At 48.4% G+C, this 20,001-nt stretch carries 23 protein-coding genes and 1 tRNA gene; 4 read left to right on the top strand and 20 right to left on the bottom strand.

Going from position 1 to position 20,001, the window contains the following annotated elements:
• Position 1: 1 nt before the first annotated feature.
• From TRQ7_RS07120 to amrA, 17 genes are all read right to left on the bottom strand, one after another.
• Positions 2-229 (bottom strand): KH domain-containing protein, encoded by a 228-nt coding sequence (locus TRQ7_RS07120; protein WP_041844320.1) that lies wholly within the window; start codon positions 227-229, stop codon positions 2-4.
• Positions 226-513, bottom strand: a complete 288-nt coding sequence (rpsP, locus tag TRQ7_RS07115; protein WP_015919640.1) for a 30S ribosomal protein S16 — start codon at positions 511-513, stop codon at positions 226-228. Before rpsP ends, TRQ7_RS07120 begins: the two co-directional genes overlap by 4 nt.
• A gap of 13 nt (positions 514-526) precedes the next feature.
• On the bottom strand, positions 527-1,828 hold the full coding sequence (gene ffh / locus TRQ7_RS07110) for a signal recognition particle protein (RefSeq protein ID WP_015919639.1): 1,302 nt from the start codon (positions 1,826-1,828) through the stop codon (positions 527-529).
• Between the two features lie 151 nt (positions 1,829-1,979).
• Entirely contained in the window at positions 1,980-2,252 is a 273-nt protein-coding gene (locus TRQ7_RS07105) for an acylphosphatase (RefSeq protein WP_015919638.1), read from the bottom strand.
• Complete coding sequence (locus tag TRQ7_RS07100) at positions 2,227-3,036, bottom strand: mechanosensitive ion channel family protein (RefSeq protein ID WP_015919637.1); 810 nt, start codon at positions 3,034-3,036, stop codon at positions 2,227-2,229. Before TRQ7_RS07100 ends, TRQ7_RS07105 begins: the two co-directional genes overlap by 26 nt.
• Before the next feature lie 3 nt (positions 3,037-3,039).
• A complete protein-coding gene (locus tag TRQ7_RS07095) occupies positions 3,040-3,837 on the bottom strand; it encodes a hypothetical protein (RefSeq protein WP_015919636.1) in 798 nt (265 codons plus the stop codon).
• Positions 3,834-4,943, bottom strand: a complete 1,110-nt coding sequence (gene tgt, locus TRQ7_RS07090; RefSeq protein WP_041844319.1) for a tRNA guanosine(34) transglycosylase Tgt — start codon at positions 4,941-4,943, stop codon at positions 3,834-3,836. Before tgt ends, TRQ7_RS07095 begins: the two co-directional genes overlap by 4 nt.
• A complete protein-coding gene (locus TRQ7_RS07085) occupies positions 4,928-5,536 on the bottom strand; it encodes a cyclodeaminase/cyclohydrolase family protein (RefSeq protein WP_041844318.1) in 609 nt (202 codons plus the stop codon). The genes tgt and TRQ7_RS07085 overlap by 16 nt, the downstream gene beginning before the upstream one ends.
• Positions 5,526-6,272 carry a deoxyribose-phosphate aldolase gene (gene deoC / locus TRQ7_RS07080; RefSeq protein WP_041437694.1) on the bottom strand — a complete coding sequence of 249 codons (747 nt, stop codon included), beginning with the start codon at positions 6,270-6,272 and terminating at the stop codon, positions 5,526-5,528. Before deoC ends, TRQ7_RS07085 begins: the two co-directional genes overlap by 11 nt.
• A gap of 10 nt (positions 6,273-6,282) precedes the next feature.
• Positions 6,283-6,831, bottom strand: a complete 549-nt coding sequence (locus TRQ7_RS07075; protein WP_015919632.1) for an HD domain-containing protein — start codon at positions 6,829-6,831, stop codon at positions 6,283-6,285.
• On the bottom strand, positions 6,828-7,475 hold the full coding sequence (radC, locus tag TRQ7_RS07070) for a DNA repair protein RadC (protein WP_038067602.1): 648 nt from the start codon (positions 7,473-7,475) through the stop codon (positions 6,828-6,830). Before radC ends, TRQ7_RS07075 begins: the two co-directional genes overlap by 4 nt.
• Positions 7,438-8,037: a Maf family nucleotide pyrophosphatase gene (locus tag TRQ7_RS07065; RefSeq protein WP_038067600.1), complete on the bottom strand. Its 600-nt coding sequence runs from the start codon at positions 8,035-8,037 to the stop codon at positions 7,438-7,440. The genes radC and TRQ7_RS07065 overlap by 38 nt, the downstream gene beginning before the upstream one ends.
• Entirely contained in the window at positions 7,967-8,509 is a 543-nt protein-coding gene (locus TRQ7_RS07060) for a Gx transporter family protein (RefSeq protein ID WP_144399115.1), read from the bottom strand. Before TRQ7_RS07060 ends, TRQ7_RS07065 begins: the two co-directional genes overlap by 71 nt.
• Positions 8,503-8,853, bottom strand: a complete 351-nt coding sequence (locus TRQ7_RS07055; RefSeq protein WP_015919628.1) for a NusG domain II-containing protein — start codon at positions 8,851-8,853, stop codon at positions 8,503-8,505. Before TRQ7_RS07055 ends, TRQ7_RS07060 begins: the two co-directional genes overlap by 7 nt.
• 4 nt (positions 8,854-8,857) lie before the next feature.
• A complete protein-coding gene (locus TRQ7_RS07050; RefSeq protein WP_041437689.1) occupies positions 8,858-9,907 on the bottom strand; it encodes an FAD:protein FMN transferase in 1,050 nt (349 codons plus the stop codon).
• Positions 9,874-10,869, bottom strand: coding sequence for an AmmeMemoRadiSam system radical SAM enzyme (gene amrS, locus TRQ7_RS07045; protein ID WP_015919626.1), 996 nt, complete (start codon positions 10,867-10,869; stop codon positions 9,874-9,876). The genes TRQ7_RS07050 and amrS overlap by 34 nt, the downstream gene beginning before the upstream one ends.
• 12 nt (positions 10,870-10,881) lie before the next feature.
• Positions 10,882-11,406 carry an AmmeMemoRadiSam system protein A gene (gene amrA / locus TRQ7_RS07040; RefSeq protein WP_038067594.1) on the bottom strand — a complete coding sequence of 175 codons (525 nt, stop codon included), beginning with the start codon at positions 11,404-11,406 and terminating at the stop codon, positions 10,882-10,884.
• Positions 11,407-11,494: 88 nt separating this feature from the next.
• Between amrA and TRQ7_RS07035 the strand changes: the two genes are divergently transcribed.
• The gene (locus TRQ7_RS07035) at positions 11,495-12,385 is read left to right on the top strand and encodes a DUF1385 domain-containing protein (RefSeq protein ID WP_038067628.1); all 891 of its coding nucleotides are present in this window, start codon (positions 11,495-11,497) and stop codon (positions 12,383-12,385) included.
• Here TRQ7_RS07035 and TRQ7_RS07030 read toward each other — a convergent pair.
• From TRQ7_RS07030 to TRQ7_RS07020, 3 genes are read right to left on the bottom strand one after another with little or no spacing between them, the layout of a single operon-like run.
• Entirely contained in the window at positions 12,281-13,156 is an 876-nt protein-coding gene (locus TRQ7_RS07030) for an MraY family glycosyltransferase (RefSeq protein WP_015919623.1), read from the bottom strand. The two genes, TRQ7_RS07035 and TRQ7_RS07030, sit on opposite strands and share 105 nt — an antisense overlap.
• Entirely contained in the window at positions 13,137-14,948 is a 1,812-nt protein-coding gene (locus tag TRQ7_RS07025) for a nucleoside-diphosphate sugar epimerase/dehydratase (protein WP_041437853.1), read from the bottom strand. Before TRQ7_RS07025 ends, TRQ7_RS07030 begins: the two co-directional genes overlap by 20 nt.
• Positions 14,949-14,950: 2 nt before the next feature.
• Positions 14,951-16,363 carry an HD domain-containing protein gene (locus tag TRQ7_RS07020; protein ID WP_041844317.1) on the bottom strand — a complete coding sequence of 471 codons (1,413 nt, stop codon included), beginning with the start codon at positions 16,361-16,363 and terminating at the stop codon, positions 14,951-14,953.
• Between the two features lie 81 nt (positions 16,364-16,444).
• Here TRQ7_RS07020 and recJ point away from each other — a divergent pair, with 81 nt between their 5' ends.
• The 3 genes from recJ to TRQ7_RS07010 all read left to right on the top strand — a co-directional run bounded on the left by recJ (position 16,445) and on the right by TRQ7_RS07010 (position 19,968).
• The gene (recJ, locus tag TRQ7_RS07015; protein ID WP_041844316.1) at positions 16,445-19,282 is read left to right on the top strand and encodes a single-stranded-DNA-specific exonuclease RecJ; all 2,838 of its coding nucleotides are present in this window, start codon (positions 16,445-16,447) and stop codon (positions 19,280-19,282) included.
• On the top strand, positions 19,279-19,902 hold the full coding sequence (locus tag TRQ7_RS09530) for a RuvX/YqgF family protein (protein WP_083941436.1): 624 nt from the start codon (positions 19,279-19,281) through the stop codon (positions 19,900-19,902). The genes recJ and TRQ7_RS09530 overlap by 4 nt, the downstream gene beginning before the upstream one ends.
• A tRNA-Arg gene (locus tag TRQ7_RS07010) sits at positions 19,893-19,968 on the top strand. Before TRQ7_RS09530 ends, TRQ7_RS07010 begins: the two co-directional genes overlap by 10 nt.
• The last annotated feature ends 33 nt before the right edge of the window (positions 19,969-20,001 follow it).

Here is a 20,001-nt window from a genome sequence, read left to right as displayed (position 1 = left end):
TTCACCTGACCACCCTGATGGTGATCTCCTTGGAGTCACCCAGGAGAGCACTTAACAGAATCTTCAAAGACTTTATGGTCCTTCCATCTTTTCCTATGACCTGTCCAACGTCTTCTTCGTTCACCACTATCTCGTACACCTTTTTCCCTTCTTCGTCGAACTCAACAACCACCACTTCTTCGGGATGTTTCACTATCCCCCGAAGGATCTTTTCAACGAGTTCTTTCATTCAGAGGTTGCCTCCTCCTTCTTTCCGTACTTTATTTCATGTACCCTCTTCATAACACCGAACTTTTTGAAAATATCCCTCACGGTATCGCTTGGCTGGGCTCCTTTCAATATCCAGTCCACGGCCCTTTCGACATCGATCTTTATCTCCCCTTCTTTCAGGGGGTTGTAGTAGCCGAGAGATTCAATGTACGCACCATCTCTTCTCTTCCTGCTGTCCACAACCACTATTCTGTAAAAGGGCTGCTTCCTCTTTCCCATTCTCGTGAGTCTTATCCTGACCACAACCTACACCTCCTCAGAACCCAAATGGTATTTTGAATTTCCCTTTCTTCATTCTCTTCATGAGAACTTTCATCTGTTCATAACTTTTGAGAAGTTTGTTCACATCCTGGACGGTGGTGCCACTTCCGCGGGCGATCCTTCTTTTCCGGCTTGCATCTATTATCCGTGGATTTCTTCTTTCTTCTATGGTCATAGAATTTATGATGGCTTCTATCTTTTTCAGTTCTTTTTCGCTCATTTCGACGTCCACCTTAGGAGCGCCCGGGAGCATCTCCAGGATGGAAGAGAGTGGTCCCAATTTTTTCATCTCCTGAAGCTGTTCTTTGAAGTCCTCCAGGGTGAACTCTGCTTTCAAGAACTTTTCGGCACTCTTTTTCATCTTTTCCTGGTCGAGTTCCCTCTCCACCTTCTCGATCAGGGAAAGAACGTCTCCCATGCCGAGGATTCTGTTTGCGATCCTGTCCGGGTGGAAGGGTTCCAGCCCGTCGAGTTTTTCGCTCGTTCCTATGAATTTGACAGGTTTTCCCGTTACGTACTTTATGGACAGGATCACCCCGCCCCTTGCGTCTCCGTCCATCTTCGTCACAACAAACCCTGTAAGGTCGAGCCTTTCATCGAAGACCTTTGCAGTGTTGACCGCATCCTGTCCCATCATCGCATCCACGACGAGCAGAATCTCATCGGGATTGAGAATGGCCTTTATCTCTTCAAGTTCTCTCATCATATCCTCATCTATGTGAAGGCGTCCTGCCGTATCGACTATGAGAACGTCTTTTCCCGTTCTTTCTGCCTCCTGAATACCCTCTTTTACTATCTCAACAGGTGACTTGTTGTAATCGTGGACTACGTTCACCCCTATCTGGTTTCCGAGTTTCACGAGCTGATCCACCGCCGCGGGTCTGTAAAGGTCGGCCGCAACGAGCAGAGGGTTTCTCCCTTCTTTTTTGAGAAGTTTTGCGAGCTTTGCACATGTCGTAGTTTTTCCGCTCCCCTGAAGTCCCACCATCATTATGGGAGCGGGTCTGTGAATCAATCTCAGAGGTTCGTTCTTTTCGCCCATTATCTTGATCAGCTCGTCCCTTACGATCTTTATGAACTGCTGATCCGGTGTCAGGCTCTTGAGTACCTCTTCACCGAGTGCCTTCTGTAAAACGTGATCAACGAACTCCTTCACAACTTTGTAGTTGACATCAGCTTCCAGCAGGGAAAGTTTCACTTCCCTGACGGCATCTTTTACGTTTTTTTCAGTTATCTTTCCGCGTCCAGAAAGGTTTTTGAAAACCCTGGACAGTTTTTCCTGAAGATTTTCGAACATCCAAACACCTCCAGAGCGCCTTCTCTGATATTAGACGCTTCTCATTAATGACAGTTTTCCGATTGCCTAAGGAGTGACTTAATCATTGTTACAAAACGATTTCAAAGACTCGGTGGTTTAACTTAATACACACAACCAACGTCACATAACATTAATAATATCTGATCGCGAAGTCCTCGTACCCCTCTGGAGAGGTCTCTTCAACGCTTATATTCGTTACAACGGCTGCCGGAGGGCCCTTCGATACCTCGTTCAGGAACCGTCGAAGTTTTTCTTCCTCACCTTCAGCATGGATGAAGACGGATCCATCGTCCATGTTCATCACATAGCCCTTTATACCAAGGGTTCTGGCGATCCTTCTGGTAAAATACCGGAATCCAACTCCCTGTACGATCCCTTCAACTCTTATTTTCAGGGCCTTCATGTTTCCACACCCTCAGGAACTCTTCGTCGAAGTGCACGTCGAGTTGCGGGAAGGGTATGTAGATTCCTTCTTTTTCCAGATAATCCTTTATCCTGAAGGCAAGCCTTTTCACACCCTCGAAGAAGTTATCACGATTCACCCAGAACCTGATTACGAAATCTATGGAGGAGCTGTTGAATCCAGAGAAAACGATCGCAGGTGCAGGATCCTTTTCCACCGTCTCTTCGTCCTCAAGTGCCTTCTGAAAAATCTCCACAACTTTCCTGAGATCCGCAGAGTACGGAACTCCCACCGTGATCTCCTGCCTTCTCACACTGGAAGGCCAAAAATGAATGATCTTGTCGTTCCAGACGGATCTGTTTGGTATCATCACCCTTTTTCCGTCCCACGTTTTGATCACCGTGTGGTTCAGGTTCACCACCTCGACGGTTCCAGAAACCCCACCCACTTCCAGCGCTTCTCCTTCCTTCACCGCCCGGGAAACGAGCAGGAAAATCCCGGAGAAGAAATTGGAAAGTGGCTCTTGAAGTGCCAGACCAACAACGAGTCCTCCTATCCCGACACCCGCCAGCATGGGGGCAAGGTTGAGATCCCAGATGTCGAGAACGACCATGATGGCTATCACGGCTATGATGAGACCAAGAAAGAACCTGATGGTGTTTCTCATCTGGAGCTCTTTCCCCAGTTTTTCAACGCTTTTTTCGATGAGTTTGAAGAGCCATTTGAAAATCAAATACGACAGGGCGACGGTGATCGCCGTTAGGATCAGTCTTGTTATCAGCATCTTTCACCACCTCACGGCGAATCTAATACCGGTTCCTCTCGTGTAATGGTGTTCGGAGAAGGGATTCGAACTGACAGAAGAACTCAGAACGAACGTGTCGAATCCTATTGAGACGTTGTTCACATTTGCATAGAATCCAAGGGATATCTTGAAAGCGTTCTGTCCCGTGTCGGTGTTGGTCACCATGGAGATGCCAAGGCCAGCCTTCTGTTCTTTTCCTATCACGAAATCTATTCTGTTCTCCAGCACCTCCTGATCGAACTGAAGACAGTAGGAAAATCTGTTCTTTCTGGACGAGTCGTAGAAGAGCTTCAGCGTGTACACTCCACCCATGTAGGTTCCTTCCTGGCTCCACAGGGTGAAATCTCTCACGCTCACAGAATAGCCAACGTCTTTCAGAAGATACCCGAAGACACCGCCATGAAGATCGAGTTTCTTCCTTCCATCCTGATCCATTGCGAGGGAAGCACCAGCTCCAACCACTACATTTTCCTCCGGAGAGAGTGCAACATCGTACTCAACCGAGGTGACGTATTCACTGCTTTCCAGTGCACTCCTTTTCAAAAACAGAGCACCCGCTATGTTCGCCTCGGGGGGTTGAAACAGCCCGATCAAAAACGTTCCAAGAGACTCTCCGTCGGACAGAACGCTGTAAGATCCCATGAGCCCCTGTTTGCTTATAGTGAACACCCTTGCAGGATTTTCAAAGAAAGCCCATTCACCTGAGGAAGAGAAAATCTCAAGTTGAGAAGCAAGAAGCATGCCCGACACGATCAAAAAGAGAAGGAAGATCTTCTTCATACACTAACACCCCCTGACGAATAGACATCTATCATTTTGCCCTTGAACTCTCTGAACGTTCCTTCCTCTATGGAGCGTCTCACCTCGTCCATGAAAGAAATCATGAAACTCACGTTGTGAAGGCTGAGCAGGATCTGTCCCAGAACTTCACCACGATCTATCAGATGGTGTATGTAAGAACGGGTGAAGTTTTTACAAGTATAACACCCGCACTGTTCGTCCACAGGATCAAGTGATCTCTTGTTGTAGGATGCCTTCAGATTCAACCGTCCTTTCCAGGTGAGGGCGGTTCCATGACGGGCGATCCTCGTTGGAAAGACACTGTCGAACATATCAACGCCACGATCGACGAGTTCCAGAATGAGTTCGGGAGATCCTCCTCCCATGAAGTATCGGGGCCTGTCCTCCGGCAGATATTCCACGGTGATTTCTGTCATCTCGAGCGTGAGACTTCTTTCCTCTCCTATGCTGAGACCTCCTATTGCGTATCCGTCAAATCCTATCGACGTTATCTGAAGAGCGCTTTTCTTCCTCAAATCAGGATACACTCCTCCCTGAACGATGCCAAAGAGCACCTGATTTTCCGTTTTGAACGCCTCTTTGGATCTCAGGGCCCATCTGTAAGTGCGTTCAGTTGCCTCCTTCACCACCTCGTAGTCCGCGTCGGGTGGGGGACAGTGATCAAAGGCCATGCAGATGTCAGAACCGAGAGCGATCTGAACCTCCATCGAAATCTCCGGGCTAAGGAAGACCTTCGATCCATCTATCGGCGATTTGAAAGTCACACCCTCATCGTCTATCTTGAGTTTCGGAAGGCTGAACACCTGAAATCCTCCACTGTCGGTGAGGATGGGCTTTTTCCATCCCATGAATTTGTGAAGTCCATCGTGGAGTCTTATGATCTCGACTCCCGGTTTGAGCATGAGATGGAACGTGTTCGACAGTACGATCTCCGCTCCTGCCTCTTCCAGATCGCGTGGTGTGAGGAGCTTTACGTTCGCGTTCGTTCCAACCGGCATGAAAACGGGTGTCCTCACAACACCGTGCGGTAGTTTCAGAACACCGACTCTTGCTTTTCCAGATGTCTTTTTCACTTCGAACTCCACACGATTCCCTCCAGATACTCTCTGACTCTTCTGTAACTTCCCTCTATTTGCTTTTCCTGCTCTTCGAGTTCTTCCAGCATCTCGTTTTTGAACTTTTCATCTTTTATACTCTTCAGATTGACCAGAACGTTCACTTTTTCAACCAGAAACACCGCACGACAGAGATCCATGGCGTTCAGCGTGTCAGAAGCCAGATTCTTATTCCCAAACTCTGCGAGTTTTTCAAGGTCGTGCCCAAGATCTTTCATGACCCTTATGACGTCCATCGGAACGGATGCTGCTTCTTTGAGGGCGCTCTGAAGTTCCTCCCCGGATTTCTTGTAAGCCTCCATCACCCTTTCGAAAGCTTTCATGTCTTTTTCTGCGAGGGAAAAGAGCTTTTCTCTTGCTTCCTCCATTGCCTCAACGATTCTTTCCATCTCCGGTTCAACGTCTTCGTATCCTTTTTTCTTCCTCGTAAAGTTTGCTACCATCTCGGCGAGGGCACAGGCCAGAGCACCGACAACCGAACCGACTGCTCCCCCACCGGGGGTGGGTTTTCTCTCTGCAACCTTTTCACAGAACTCTTTCAGTGAAAGATTTTCAACCTCCATGCTTTTCCTCCCCCTCCATCACAATTCTGTGTCCAGAACTCGTACCTATCTTGTCCGCACCGTACATCATCATCTTGACGGCATCTTCGTAGGTTCTGATCCCACCTGCCGCCTTCACTTTCATCTCCTCTCCAACGATCCATTTCAAAAGGTGAACATCCTCCGGAGTTGCCCCTTTTGGACCAAATCCGGTCGAGGTCTTCACGTAGTGAGCACCTGCAAGTTTGGAGATGACGCACGCTGCTATCTTTTCTTCCAGATCAAGATAACACGTCTCCAGTATCACCTTGACCGTTTTCCCACGCGCAGCCTCCACAACGCTTCTGATATCCTCGTAGACAAATTCCCACTCTCTGGCCTTCAACATGCCGATGTTAAGCACCATGTCGATCTCGTCGGCTCCGCTTTCAACGGCGAAAGTAGCCTCCTGAGCCTTCGTTCTGCTTTCGTTCGCACCCAGAGGAAATCCGACAACGGTGACAACCCTTACATCGGTCTCTGAAAGCTCCCTCTTTGCAATCGAAACATAGCAGGGGTTTACGCACACTCCGTAGAGCCTGTTATCCTTTGCCTCCTGGCAGAGTTTTATTATGTCATCGGGTGTGGCAAAAGGCTTCAGGTTTGTGTGCTCTATCGCTCTTCTCACATCCTCGAGAGAAACACCCTCCCTGAACGGCCTGAACTCGTAAGACTCTCTGTACCTCACTATTGCCTTTTCAATTTCGTACTCCAGCATCGAAACCACCTCACAGACCAAGATCAGAGGCGATGGACTTCATCGCCTCAAGGGATATCCCCAGAAACCTCTCCAGCGACAGTCCAAGCTTTTCGCAAGATCTGATCTGTTCTCTGCTAGCTCCCCTTGCAAAGGCTTTCTCCTTGAATCTTCTCATCAAAAAGTCCACATCGAGCACTTCCAGTTTTTTCTCCGGTCTGATGAGAGCCGCTGCCACGATGAACCCCGTCACCGGATCCACCGCGTAGAGTGCTTTTTCCATGAGGGTTTCGGGTTCTTTCTTTCCACAGTGTGCGAGGATCGCGTTGAGAACGTCTTCAGGAACGTCCTCTTCCTTCAGAATCTCCAGGGTTTTCAGTCCGTGTTCGTCCGGATTGTCTTTGGTGTAGTCGTAATCCAGGTCGTGAAGTAGACCCGCTATTCCCCATTTTTCTTCGTCTTCGTTGAATTCCCTTGCGAGGGCCCTCATCACCGCTTCCGTTGCCAGACAGTGTTTTATCAGATTTTTCGTTCTGACGTGTTTTTTCAACAGAGCAAATGCGTTTTCCCGGCTTATCAAATCTCTCCCTCCTCCCTGAAGCTGTAGTATCCCCTCTTTGAGATTATCACATGATCGACAAGTTCTATCCCGAGGATCTCACCGACTCTTTTCAGATTCTTTGTGATCGCTCTGTCTTCTTTGCTGGGCGTGGGATCACCACTGGGATGGTTGTGAACCACGATAACACCAGAAGCGTTCGATCTGATCGCCACTCTGAAGACATCCCTTGGATGGACCAGACTCCTGTCGGAGGTTCCCACCGTGATGACAGATTCGGATAGAACGTTCAATCTTCTGTCCAGGCACACCACTTTCACTACCTCTTTTTCGAGATAGACCATGTCCTGACAGTACCTGTAAACCTTGCCCGCAGAGTCGAGTTTCTCCGGAACCTGTTCCAGCTCTCTGTGCAATCTTTTTCCAAGTTCAAGAGCGGCTTTCAACGTGACCGCTTTTACGATCCCCACCCCTTCGATGGCCGCAATTTCTTCCACGCTCGCATTCATCAACTTCACCAGTGAGTTATCGAACCTTCTGAAGAGCTCCTTTGAAAGCTCAAGAACGTGCTTTCCTTTCTTTCCTGTTCTCAAAAGAACGGCGAGGAGTTCTTCGTTCGAAAGGGCTTCAGGTCCTGCCTTTATCAACCTCTCTCTTGGGAGCAATCTTCCACCAACCTTTCTCGTAAAGGTACTGCCACACGAGTCCCACTGGAAAGCCCATGACCGTGAAAAAATCTCCCTCCATCTTCTCAACAAAGACAGCGGCAAAATCCTGAATGCCGTACCCCCCTGCCTTGTCGAAAGGATGGTAGTTTTCAACGTAGTAATCTATCACTTCATCCGGGATATCTCTGAATTTCACCTCCGTTGAAGAGACAAAGACGTCTTTTTCAGAACTGGACACGAAGGCAACCCCGGTGTACACCGTGTGCCATCTTCCAGACAATCTCCTGAGGAAATCTTTTGCTTCCTCTTCTGTTTTGGGTTTTCCCAGGATCTTCCCATCCAGAACAACCACCGTGTCAGAACCGATGACCAGAACGTTCTCAGATCCTTTCCTCTGGAAAACGTGTGCTGCCTTTTTCAGGGAAAGTTCTTTCACCACTTCGGCTGGCTCTCCAGAAACGTTTTCTTCGATCTCAGGTGGTTTGATCTCAAACTCTATTCCCAGGAGTTTCATCAGCTCCTTTCTCCTTGGTGAAGAAGAAGCCAGAATAATTCTCAAACACGATCCCTCCCATTCTGCTGGCGATGAAAGCGTTGACGCTGGCAGAGATCATACCAAGCCCCACCATGACGTTGAACAGCAGAAAGGTCTTTGTACTCTTCAGCAGGAGTGAGATCACCATCAGCTGTGCAAGGTTGCTTGCAAACGATCCAGCAAGACTCAAACCAAGAAAGCCAAACCCAAACCTTGCAAGCAACGATTCAACGACGGCAGCAGAAACCGCTCCGGAAAGACCCGTCAAAAAGGAAGGAGAGAGAAACCGTCCACTGAAGAGTGAACCCATGATACTCTTGACCGAAGAGACGATCAGGGCGTCCAGAAGCCCCACTTCCGATGCCACCAGAAGAACCACGGAGTTCGAAAATCCCCACCTTCCAAAGGGTACTGGAAACGGTAGGAAGTTCTCCACCGTGTACATAACGGAAGAAAGGGCAGTAAGAATAGAAAGAAACGCGGTTCTTCTCACCATGTTTCTGTATCGTAATCCGTTTTTCCTTCGAAGTATATTATCACCTCGTTCGGCACACACACTATGGTTCCACCGGGGCCAACCCAGCCTGTTTTCACACAGATCTTCAAAGGACACGTGGACTCAACCACTCTGACCTTTTTCCCGTCGAACTCCACCCTCATGAGGAATCTTCCGTCTTCTGTGATGTCGTAGAGTCCCGGCTTTTCCAGAACCTTCCTGAAATCTTTTCCCTCGACAACGACTTTTTCTCCATTTCCCCTCGGAACAACGAACGAAAGCCCGATAGAAAACAGTACGATCAAAAAGATGAGAAGATCTCTTTTTTCAAAGAACTTCCTCATTCTTTCACTCTCTCTCGAACAGTTTGAAAGTCTCGGATTTTTCGATCTTTCCACCCTCCAGAACTATCAGAGGATGCGCTCCCATCCGTGGAAAATCCAGGACCACCTTTCTCCAGTCCCTCCCGGCCATCACAAACCCAGCCGTGGAAAGGGCATCCGCCGTTGTGGCATCCTCCGCAACGATCGTTACACTCCAGACACCCCGCGCCGGGTATCCCGTAGATGGATCTATGATGTGATGGTACCTGATGCCATCCTCTATGAAGTATCTTTCGTAATCACCGGAGGTCGCCACCGCACCCGATTTCAAGTATATGTAGTCTATAACGTCATCACCCCTTGGATCCTTCACACCTATGACCCAGGGGTACTTTCCAAACTTTGGCCCAATGATCCTGATGTCTCCTCCCGCCTCAACGAATCCCGTTGCATCCTCGTCGAAAGAGAGGGCTATCTGTCTTGCACGATCCAGGGCATAACCCTTCGCTATCCCCCCAAGATCTATCTTTGAACCGTTCTTCACCATCACCCGAAAGTGCCTGTCGTCAAGAAGAATATTCCGGTATCCGACAGAACTCAGAGCCTTCTCTATCTCATCGTTTGAAGGGACCCTGAGGTTTTCATAGTTTCCAGTGAATCCCCACACCTCCAGGAGTTTTCCCACCGTGGGATCGAAGGCACCCTCTGTGAGTTCAGCGAACGCATAGGCCGCCTTTATCAAACTGTAAGTTTCCTCGTCAACTTCCACCCACTCTCCAGTGTGATCGTTGATCTTCTTCACCACACTTCTTTCATCGGTTGTGGAGAACTTGTAGGTGATTCTCTTCATGTCTTCTAAGATGGCTTCAGCTATGGTTTTTGGGTTTATCTTTTTGGAAGAGACCACGATGCGTACACTCGTTCCGAGTGCGAATCCTCTGAGTTCATAGTATTGCTCGTTTCCACGAAGAAGAAGGAAGGCAAGAAAAGTTCCGAGGGTTCCAAGAAGAAGAACGGCAAAGATCACAACATTTCTTCTGGTTACCCGATGATCGTTGCTATCTGACGGCCACATTTTTTGCACTTCCCTTCCTCGTCCAGTCCCACCTTCTCCACTTCGTATCCCTGTCTTCTGATCACAAGACTGCCGCAGTCCGGGCAGAAGGTGCTTTCGTACCTTTCGTCCCACACATTGCCGAGGTAAACGAAGTTGAGATATTCCTTCGCCATCTCGTATATCTCCACGAGTTCCTCAAGGGGTGTAGGAGGAATGGTGTACTTGTAGTTTGGAAAGTAGCGACTTATGTGAAGGGGAATGTCTTTGTCCAGACTGGCGATCCACTCGAATTCTCTCTTCAGATCTTCTCTGTCATCGTTCTTCCCTGGAATTATAAGGGTCGTCAATTCCACATGGATTCCTGCGTTGTACACCTTCTCGATGTTTCTGAGAACGACGTCAAGATCGCCACCGATTTCCCTGTAAAACTCTCTGTTGAATCCCTTCAGATCTATGTTCATAGCGTGCACAGACTGGAACAGAAGTTCCAGCGGCTCTTCGTTCACAAAGCCGTTCGTCACAAGCACACAGTACATTCCCTCTTTCACAGCCACCCGGGAGGTGTCCAGTACGAATTCGAACCAGATTAGTGGTTCGTTGTACGTGAAGGCAATACCTTTTGACTCTCGATTCATCAGGGCTATCTTCACAAGCTGTTCGGGAGTCACCCTCTTGGTCTCAGGTCTTGCCTGGGAGATTTCCCAGTTCTGACAGAAACCACACTTGAAATTGCATCCGAACGTCCCGACAGAGAAGATCTGTTCACCGGGATTGAAATGAAAGAGAGGTTTCTTCTCTATTGGATCCATGGCAATGGCGGTCACTTCTCCGTAGTTCAGACTCACAAGGAAACCATCCTTGTTTTTCCTCGCGCCGCACAGACCCGTCTGTCCCTCACTGAGAACACACTCGTGTGGGCACAGAAGGCATTTTACCTTTTTCCCCTCAAGAGGTTCAAAGTGTATGGCCATCCTCTCCATGTCCCAACCTCCTCACTTGTAGCGCTCAACGGTGAACCTGTATATCTCCACATCGTTGTCCCATTCCGGGATACCGGCCTTCAGTTTTGCTATTCGAAGTTGCTCCTCGACGGCGTCGACACCCTCTATGTCGGGAAGAAGCAGTCCCCTTCTCCAGCCTTTGACGACGATCACACCGTATTTCTTCGGGTCCAGATCGGAGATATCTCTGACGGGCTCGGGAGGGCTCAGGATGTCCACGTGAACCACGATCTCGTCCAGCTCGTCGGGTGTGACCGGCGGGAAACGGGGATCCTGCGTGGCCGCTGCGATGGCGTTGTCCCTTATTTCGAGGGCAAGGTTCGGCTTTGTGGGAAGGTACGTCCCAATGCAACCCCTCAAAGATCCATCCACTTTGTGAAGGGTGACAAAAGCACCGGCCCTTCTTTCGAAAAGCTCTCTTGGAACCGATTCATCTGGTTCCAAGATCTTTCCATACTTCACATAATTCTCTATCACTCTTATCGCCCATTTTACATAGGGATGTTCACCTATCATGATTCTCACCACCAGAACAATTATACTATGGAGCAACAAAAATTCTGGTGTATTATTGAAGATGAAGACCACGGAAGGAGTGGATAGGGTGAAGGTTGGAGGTCAGGCGGTCATCGAGGGTGTCCTGATGATAGCAAAAAAGGTGTCTCTGGCCGTCAGAAAATCAAACGGAGAGATCGTCGTCAGAGATCTGGGAAAGGTGAACTTTCCAAAGTGGGCAAAAATTCCCTTCATAAGGGGTTTTTATTCGCTGTTCGTATCTCTTTACTTCGGAATAAAAGCCCTCAACCTCTCTTCGGAGATCTCCTCCGGTGAACAGATGAAAAACAGCGAAAAAATTCTTTCACTGCTTCTTGCGATTGGACTTGCTGTTGGACTTTTCATCGTCGTTCCAATCTTTCTGACCAACTTCCTTGTGGAGAAAAGGGGAGAATTTCTTTACTCGATCGTTGAGGGTTTCATCAGGCTTGGACTCTTTCTCCTCTACGTGTGGATCATCTCCCTGTTTCGGGATGTGAAACGGGTGTTTCAATTCCACGGTGCCGAACACATGACGATCCATGCGTTCGAGCGTGGTGAAGACCTGCGCGTGGAGAACGTGAGGAAGTATTCCACCATACATCCAAGGTGCGGGACCAACTTTCTCATGATATTTCTGATCGTGGCCATCGTTCTTCTCAGCGTTTTCGGGAGTGTGGTGAATCTTTCCACCTGGACGAGGATACTTTCGAGGTTGATTCTGCTTCCCGTTGTCGCTGGAATCTCTTACGAACTTTTGAAAGTCGTTGCGTTTTTCAACGGAAGGGGATGGGTGAAGGTCCTCTATCTTCCAGGGTATCTTCTTCAATACCTGACCACGGCAAGACCGGACGACTCACAGATCGAGGTTGCGATCGCTGCTCTGAAACATGCTGTAGGAGAGGAAAAGAACGCTACAGAGGAAAAGAAAAAGGAAGAGGACGTGGAACTTCTCGGCTAAACCCAGCAGGTTGCAAAAAGAAGAAAATGCCACCAGCACGATGAGTGCATGCCATTTCCCCATCCTTCTGCTGAACACGTGATGGGTGTGAAGTTCATCGGCGGAAAAGGGGTTCCTTCCGGAAATCACCCTTCTCAAAAAGCTGAAGACTATCTCGTAGAAGGGGAGACCAAGAAAGAGGGTGGCAAATCCCACGTCTCCATGAAAGAACTTCACAGTCGACATGGAAAGAAAAGCACCGACAAAGAAAGCACCGTTGTTTCCAAGAAAGACCTTCGCCGGTGGAAGATTCATGGGAAGAAAACCAAGAAGAGAAAAGGCCAGGCTTTTCTCACCTATCAAAAAAGAAGAAACAACGGAAATCCCTCCCAGCAATCCGTCCAGGCCATCTATCACGTTGAAGGCGTTCATCATACCGACAAGCCAGACAAGAAGAAAAACGGGGTGAACCTCCAGCCCAAAGATGAAAGTTCCGGTTGAAGCCGAAACCACAAACCACAGCGAAACAAGACCGGTGACTATGAGTTTCAGCCTGTACGACAGATCGAACAGGTCATCAAAAAGCCCAAGGACGAACATGGGCGTTGAGTAGAGAAAGACCGGATTGTCCCTTTCGAACATCAGAAGCGTCAAAAAGAGAGCAATTCCTCCAACTGGAGGAACCGCTTTTCTGTGGGTTTTTCTGGAAGAAGGGCGATCGAGAAAACCAGTCTTTTTTCCAAAATAAGCAAGTACGCAGGTCAAAAGAAAACTAGTCAAGAACTCCGTCATTCAACTTTGCCTCCGGAACGAGTCTCATCATCTCAGAAAGGAGGGCATTCACGTCTTTTCTTTCAAGGGCACTTTTCATGGAAAGAATCGCTTCAAGGACCGTTTCCCTGGAGGGTAGAGAATCAGATTTCACCCTGAATATCTTCGGGTGAGGTGTGAATTCTTTTCTTTCATAAGGATAGGTGAGTTCTTCGTACATCTTCTCTCCTGGCCTGACGCCGGTGTAGACGATCTTTATGTCCTGGTGAGGTACGAATCCTGAGAGCATGATCATCGTTTCTGCAAGTTTCACAATGGGTATCTGCTCCCCCATATCGAGGATGAAAAGGTCGTTACCGGACGAGTACAGGAGAGATTGGAGGATGAGGGATACCGCTTCCGGTATGGACATGAAGTATCTCTTCATTCTCGGATCTGTCACGGTCACCGGGCCACCCTTTTCTATCTGCCGCCTGAACTTCTCCACTACACTCCCTCGGCTTCCCAGGACGTTTCCGAATCTCACGATCGAAAATTTCGTATCGTCTGTATCCTGTGTCATAATGTAAAGCTCCGAGATCCTTTTTGTGAGGCCCATTACGGAGGTGGGATTCACAGCCTTGTCGGTGGAGATGAAGACGAAGTGTTTCACCTTCATCTTTCTGGAGAGTTCCACCAGGTTGATCGTTCCGAGGGTGTTCACCCGGAAAGCCTCCAGCGGGTTTTCCTCCATCAATGGTACGTGCTTGTGGGCAGCCACATGAAAGACGATATCCGGTTTCAGCCTTGACATCCAAAGCTCCATGAGATTCTCACAGGCAACGTCCGCTATTACCCTTTTTTTCTTCAGATTCGGGAAATTCTCACTGAGGAATTCGTCTATCAGGTAGATGCTGTTCTCACCGTGTCCCAGGAGGATGAGTTCTTCAGGATTCATCTTCGCTATCTGCTTGCAGAGCTCAGATCCTATACTCCCCCCAGCTCCCGTCACAAGGATTCTCTTTCCTTTCAAAAGATTCTCTATTCCACGCACGTCGATCTTTACCTCTTCTCTTCCAAGAAGATCCTCTATCGATATGTCCTTCAGGTGAGAGAGTCTCACCCGATCCTCCATCAACTCTCTGATGCTCGGAAGGGTTTTCACCTTGACTTTTTTCAGGTCAATGCTTCCAAGGATACGTTCCATCTGCTGTTTTGTGGCAGACGGGATGGCCACGATGACTTCATCCACACCCAGCCTTTCAACGTACTCCATCGTTCTGTCGATGGGGCCAAAGACGGGAATTCCCCTGACCCTTCTTCCTATCTTCCGTGGTGAGTCATCCATGAAGGCAACCACTTTTCCAAGGTGGGGGTGCTTTTCGAACTCTTCCAGGATGGAAACACCCGCGTCACCGGCCCCGATGATCATGATCCTCTTTTCTGTGGGTCGTCCTTTGCGGCTCAACGTCAACCACTGCCAGGTGATCCTGCTAAGAACGATGAGAATCATGGAGCCAAGGAAGGTGGCAAAACCAACGGAGCGAGGAAGAACGACATCGCGGTAGAAGTAGAAAAAAGCGAGAGCAGAGATGTACGATATGACACTTCCCCTTATCAGCAGAAGAAAGTCTCTTGCGTTGGCGTACTCCCACACAACGGAGTAGTTTCCATTCAGAACGTAAACAACCATCGATACGATCGTGTATATGAGGATCGATTCATCGTATCGCAGCATTTCCTGAAAGTTGAACCCAAACCTCGCAAAGAGTGCCACCACACCGGAAAAGAGGGTAAGACCTGCGTCCAGAAGAAACAGCAACAGTTTCCTCATGTTCACCATCTTGTGACCGCCCTTCTTCCGTCCTCCGGCACGACTCTGTACCTGTACAGGATCTCTCGCACATCCTCCGTTACGTATATCCTGACTATCTGTATCATGTTACTCACCATCAACTTGTAGGCAGGGTACTTTTTTACGTATTCGTCTACGGTGAGCACCTCGTCAGATCCTGGATCGTAAAGGAACACGTTGTTCTGCAGAAATTCGTCCGGATGAAAGATTGTGAGTTTGTAGGGTGTGTCGATTCTGAAGTAATCGTCTTTCCTCTCACAGATGTCGGAAAGGATTTTTTTGTCTTCGTCCTCTACATCACCGCTTTCCAAAACACTGCGGATGTTCTCAACTATCCTGTCGATCAAATTCTGTGCCGCCGAAAGGCTCAGCTCAGATGGATCAAAACCCTCGGCAGAGAACGGGCGTTCTACCACCATCTTCCACAGGTCACGATTCTTGAACCTGTTTATGAGTTTTTTGACCCTCTCGTCACCCTTCATTTCCAGTTCTTTGAGAATGGAGTAATCTGTGAGTTCAAGAAATTCATCCAGGTCTTTCAGCCGCTCTTCCAGGTTGAGAATTTCACAGGCGTACGAGAGCATCTCCTGGATCATGAGATCTGCCGCACGCGATGTCTTGTGGAAATAGACGTTCTTGTACATCATGAACCTGCTGAAGAGTATGGAGTAAATGTTGTCCACCACTTTCACATGATAGCACAGGATTTCCTTTCCGTCCTTCACTCTGACAAGGGAGTTTCTGAGAACCCTGTCCACGTTCATCGGCGCAAAGTGTCCAACGCCGCTGTGGTACGAGTCCCTCAGAAGGAAATCTAGTCTGTCTGCTCCCAGTGGTCCCTGTATCACGTTGAAATCAACGCTTCCCGTCTCTTCCCCCCTGAAAATCTCCACAACCCTCTTTGCAATCTCCTGGAACGCCTCCTCGATGGGAAGGTCCCCCACGGTCTTCGTCACATCCTCTTCCACCGCACGCTTCAACCTCGAGTTGTAAGTGTTGTAGACCCTCTTCATCTCCTCCGGTAGTTTCTCAAGGATCAGTCTATCCCTGAACTCATCGTGGCCGTCTTCGTAACCGTACTTTTTGAAGACCACATCGTCGAATTGATGGCTGAAAGGACCGTGTCCCACATCGTGCAAAAGGGCCGCAAGACGTATCAACCTGATCCGACTGTGATCGTCGAACAGGTTCCTGGCGTATATACCCGCTATGTGCATCGTTCCAAGGGAATGGGCAAACCTGGTGTGCGTTGCTCCAGGGTACACCATCGTCGCTCCCGCAAGCTGAGACAGAAATCTCAACCTCTGAACAACCTTCGTATCGGCTACAAGTATTTCCAAAGGATACAGATATATCTCCGAATGTACAGGATCCCTTGAAACCTTCTTGAACACCTTCACCACCACCTTTCAACTAAAATTGTATCACTCGAAGATGTGGTAAAATTATTAAAAAAGAAAAGGAGACTACGGAGGATGAAAAAGTGGGAACTTTCACACCCTGATGAACACGCTGTGAAAAGAATTTCACAGCGTTTTGATCTCAGCGAAATAGCCGCAAGGGTTCTGGTGAACCGTGGTATCGACACAGAAGAGGCTGCAAGATCTTTTCTGTTCACAGATGAAACCTGCCAGCATGACCCTTTCCTCTTCAAAGACATGGAGAAAGCCGTTGAAACCCTCCTTCAAGTTCGTTCCGAAGGTCAACTCGTTCTGATCCACGGTGATTACGATGTGGACGGAATAACGTCAGCCGTCGTGCTGAAAGAGTTCCTCGAAGAGAACGGCTGGAAGGTGGACGTCTACATCCCCCATCGGATCGAAGAAGGCTACGGCGTTCAGAAGGAAAACGTTCTTTCTTTCAAGGAGATGGGAGTCTCCTGTCTTGTGACGGTCGACTGTGGGATCACGGCCGTTGAATCCATAGACCTGGCAAAAAGACTCGGCATGAGAGTGATCGTGACCGATCACCATGAGGTGAATGGAGACATTCCACCCGCTGATGCCGTTGTGAACCCGAAAGTGCCAGGAGAAGACTATCCCTTCAGGGACCTTGCGGGTGTTGGGGTGACCTACAAACTCGTACAGGCCCTCGCCCAGGTGTTGAAATATCCCGATGTCGAAAAGTACCTGGAACTGGTGGCCCTCGGAACAGTCGCCGATATGGTGTCTCTCCTTGACGAGAACAGGTATTTCGTGAAAAAGGGTATAGAACTCCTCATGAAAACAGAACGCCTGGGGTTGAAAAAACTCCTGGAGAAACTGGGATTGAAGAAGCTCACTTCACACGATATCAGTTACAAGATAGCCCCCCGTCTCAACGCAGCGGGCCGTATGGGAAGTGCAACGGATGCCTTTGTGCTGCTGACGATGAAAGATCCTGCCAGAACCGAAGGCGTTGTGGAAAGATTGATGGAGCTGAACAACGAACGCCGAAGAATCGAAAGGCAGATATACAAAGAGGCAGTCGAGAAGATCGAGGCGAACGATCTGTGGAAAGATCCCATCATAGTGGTTGCCGGAGAAAACTGGCACGTGGGGGTTATAGGTATCGTAGCAGCAAAACTTGCCAACAGATACGAAAAACCCGTGGCGGTCGTCTCTCTCAGCGATGAGTACGCCAAGGGCTCCATAAGAAGTTACAACGGCTACGACATAATGAACGCCTTCTCCGGTGACGTCCTGGAGATATTCGATGAAATAGGAGGACATTCTTCTGCTGCAGGATTCTCCCTCCGAAAAGAGCATCTAGAATCTTTCAAAGAGTACATGAAAAATGTCGCCCTGGAGATGAAAGACGAGAAAGTGCTGGTGGATGCCGAAGTGAGCCTCAACGACGTCGATGAAAGGTTCATCGAGGACATTCAGCTTCTCATGCCGTTTGGTCAGGGAAATCCCGAGCCTGTGCTCCTGTTCAGCGACCTGCTCATTGAGAAGATACACTTCTTCGGAGAAGACAACAGCAATGTCTTTCTCCACCTGAAAGATGGAGAAAGGAAACTGGAAGTGATCGGGTACAACTTCAAGAGTCTCTCGAACTCGTTTTCTGCCCTTCCCGTTGCTCCAACAAGGGGTAGCGTTGTCGTCAACTTGAGGCCCATGGGGGATGGTCTGTCTTACTACCTTGTTTCGCTGGATGTGAAACCGATCTTTCGTGTGAAGAGCAAAGAAGTGAGTTCTCTTCTGAAAAAAGCAAAAGAGAAAAAACTGCTGGTCAGAATTCCATACCCTTCCAGGACGAAGTTTCTCCTTTCGGTGAAGGAAGAAACCGGCGGAAGGCTTGGAATCATTTCTCTGACGAACGCTTCAGCACAGAACGTCTCAGGTTGTCTGGCAAGATACAGCTCATCGAACGCATCAGGATATGTGAATTCGGTCTTCACCAGGGGTCTGGAAAACGACATCGTTGTTTTCACTCTGGTGGGTTTCCTGAAACATCTTCCACTGAACGACTTTGATATGTTCATTGTAAACGAATTCCAGGATTTTGTATCCTACAGCCACAACAGTCAGGTTCAGGAGTTTCTGAACCTTCTGGAAAAATACCCCGGGAAATTTCTCTTCGTCTCCTCGATGAAAAATCCGGCCCTTGAAGACTTCTTGAGAAACAGCGAATATGAGGTTGTGGATCTCAAAACAAATGAACTCGAAGAGTTTCTGTTTTCAGATCAGAGAGGTCGATTCGACCTTGAAACACTCGCAGGTTCCAGCGGTTTTTCGATAGTGGTTTCCGAAAAAAGACTGATCCCGAACATCTACAAAAAACTCGGTAAGAAAGCGGTCGTTTACTACGCAGGCATGGATCTGGAGAAAAAATTGAAAGTGGTAGGATTGATAGAAAGCGGATCTGCTCGAAAGGCAATTCTCACGAGTAACACCGATGGTCTGCCCACCCATATCAGGGGTGATATTATTTTCTACGACTTTCCATTCAGCATCTACGAGATCGTGGACCTTCTAAGAAGAAGAGCTGTCATCAACCTGTGCTATTCATCTCAGGACATGAAAAGACGTAGGGCTGAACTGGAAAGACTGTTCCCCAGTCCGGATAAACTGGAAGAGATAGCCTGTGCAACTGAAAAAACGAAAGACAGGACAGAACTGGAGAAGATCCTCGAAAGCGATTACGGAATAAAAGGAAATGTTTTGAAGGATCTGTACATGGACCTGATAGAGGAGTTGCGTTCCGGGAAAACTCCATGGAGAGTTCTGGAGGGTGATCTTGAAAAGAGGGTTTTCGAAGATACGGTTTCTGTTCTCACAGAAGACCTGAAGGATCTGTACTCCTTCTTCAGGGACAGGGTGATAAGGTGATCGTTGCGATAGATTACGGTGAGAGAAAATGCGGTGTGGCCTTTGGAAAGATTCTTCCACAGGACAGCGTGGTCGTACCTACCAGGGAACTCAAAAAGTTCGTGGAGAGACTGAATCCTGATAAAATAGTTTTTGGAATGCCCCTTTCGATGAGTGGTCGATACTCACAGCAAACGTTCAAAACAGTCGAAGTTGCCCTGTCTTTTTCGAAAAAGTACGAGACCTATCTGTGCGACGAAAGACTCACAACGAGGATCGCAAGTAAGGTATCGAAAAGAGACGACGCGGTGAGTGCGGCTCTTATATTTCAGTCTTTTGTCGAAAATCCAGCGGGATGCACGAAGATCGAAGACAGAAGAAAGAAGGTAAATCTTTCGCTGGAAAGCGTTTCAGACAGGAAGGTTCTTCTGTACGAGTTTCCTGATCCTTCTTTGAAACTGGATTTGAAAGAGATCGATGTGGTGACGAAAGACCCTGTTCTTGCTTATTTTTTCTACAAGAAAGGATTCTTCGTTGAAAGAAACGTTCCCGAGAAAAAGTACGATCTTATCATCTCAGGAAAAGAGTGTGAACAGCTGAAAAAATATCTATCGGAAAGAGGAGAACTGGTGTGCCTGTAGCTCAACGGATAGAGCGCTGGACTCCGGATCCAGAGGTTGCGGGTTCGAGTCCCGCCAGGCACACCAGATTTTTTTAGGAATATCCCACCTGAAGAAAGA

It is taken from the genome of Thermotoga sp. RQ7 (genome assembly GCF_000832145.1).
Classification (GTDB): Bacteria; Thermotogota; Thermotogae; order Thermotogales; family Thermotogaceae; genus Thermotoga; species Thermotoga neapolitana.
Note: the sequence above shows the minus strand (reverse complement) of the source record. Positions and strands in the feature narration are given on the sequence as shown.

Bases quoted from the DNA above. Each gene is read 5' to 3' on its own strand.
- TRQ7_RS07100 (WP_015919637.1), bottom strand. From the start codon at position 3,036: ATGCTGATAACAAGACTGATCCTAACGGCGATCACCGTCGCCCTGTCG.
- TRQ7_RS07025 (WP_041437853.1), bottom strand. From the start codon at position 14,948: ATGAGGAAACTGTTGCTGTTTCTTCTGGACGCAGGTCTTACCCTCTTT.
- TRQ7_RS07095 (WP_015919636.1), bottom strand. From the start codon at position 3,837: ATGAAGAAGATCTTCCTTCTCTTTTTGATCGTGTCGGGCATGCTTCTT.
- TRQ7_RS07105 (WP_015919638.1), bottom strand. From the start codon at position 2,252: ATGAAGGCCCTGAAAATAAGAGTTGAAGGGATCGTACAGGGAGTTGGA.
- TRQ7_RS07060 (WP_144399115.1), bottom strand. From the start codon at position 8,509: ATGGTGAGAAGAACCGCGTTTCTTTCTATTCTTACTGCCCTTTCTTCC.
- recJ (WP_041844316.1), top strand. From the start codon at position 16,445: ATGAAAAAGTGGGAACTTTCACACCCTGATGAACACGCTGTGAAAAGA.
- deoC (WP_041437694.1), bottom strand. From the start codon at position 6,272: ATGCTGGAGTACGAAATTGAAAAGGCAATAGTGAGGTACAGAGAGTCT.
- amrA (WP_038067594.1), bottom strand. From the start codon at position 11,406: ATGATAGGTGAACATCCCTATGTAAAATGGGCGATAAGAGTGATAGAG.
- TRQ7_RS07030 (WP_015919623.1), bottom strand. From the start codon at position 13,156: ATGACGGAGTTCTTGACTAGTTTTCTTTTGACCTGCGTACTTGCTTAT.
- TRQ7_RS07120 (WP_041844320.1), bottom strand. From the start codon at position 229: ATGAAAGAACTCGTTGAAAAGATCCTTCGGGGGATAGTGAAACATCCC.
- TRQ7_RS07055 (WP_015919628.1), bottom strand. From the start codon at position 8,853: ATGAGGAAGTTCTTTGAAAAAAGAGATCTTCTCATCTTTTTGATCGTA.
- TRQ7_RS07085 (WP_041844318.1), bottom strand. From the start codon at position 5,536: ATGGAGGTTGAAAATCTTTCACTGAAAGAGTTCTGTGAAAAGGTTGCA.
- amrS (WP_015919626.1), bottom strand. From the start codon at position 10,869: ATGGAGAGGATGGCCATACACTTTGAACCTCTTGAGGGGAAAAAGGTA.
- TRQ7_RS07050 (WP_041437689.1), bottom strand. From the start codon at position 9,907: ATGTGGCCGTCAGATAGCAACGATCATCGGGTAACCAGAAGAAATGTT.
- ffh (WP_015919639.1), bottom strand. From the start codon at position 1,828: ATGTTCGAAAATCTTCAGGAAAAACTGTCCAGGGTTTTCAAAAACCTT.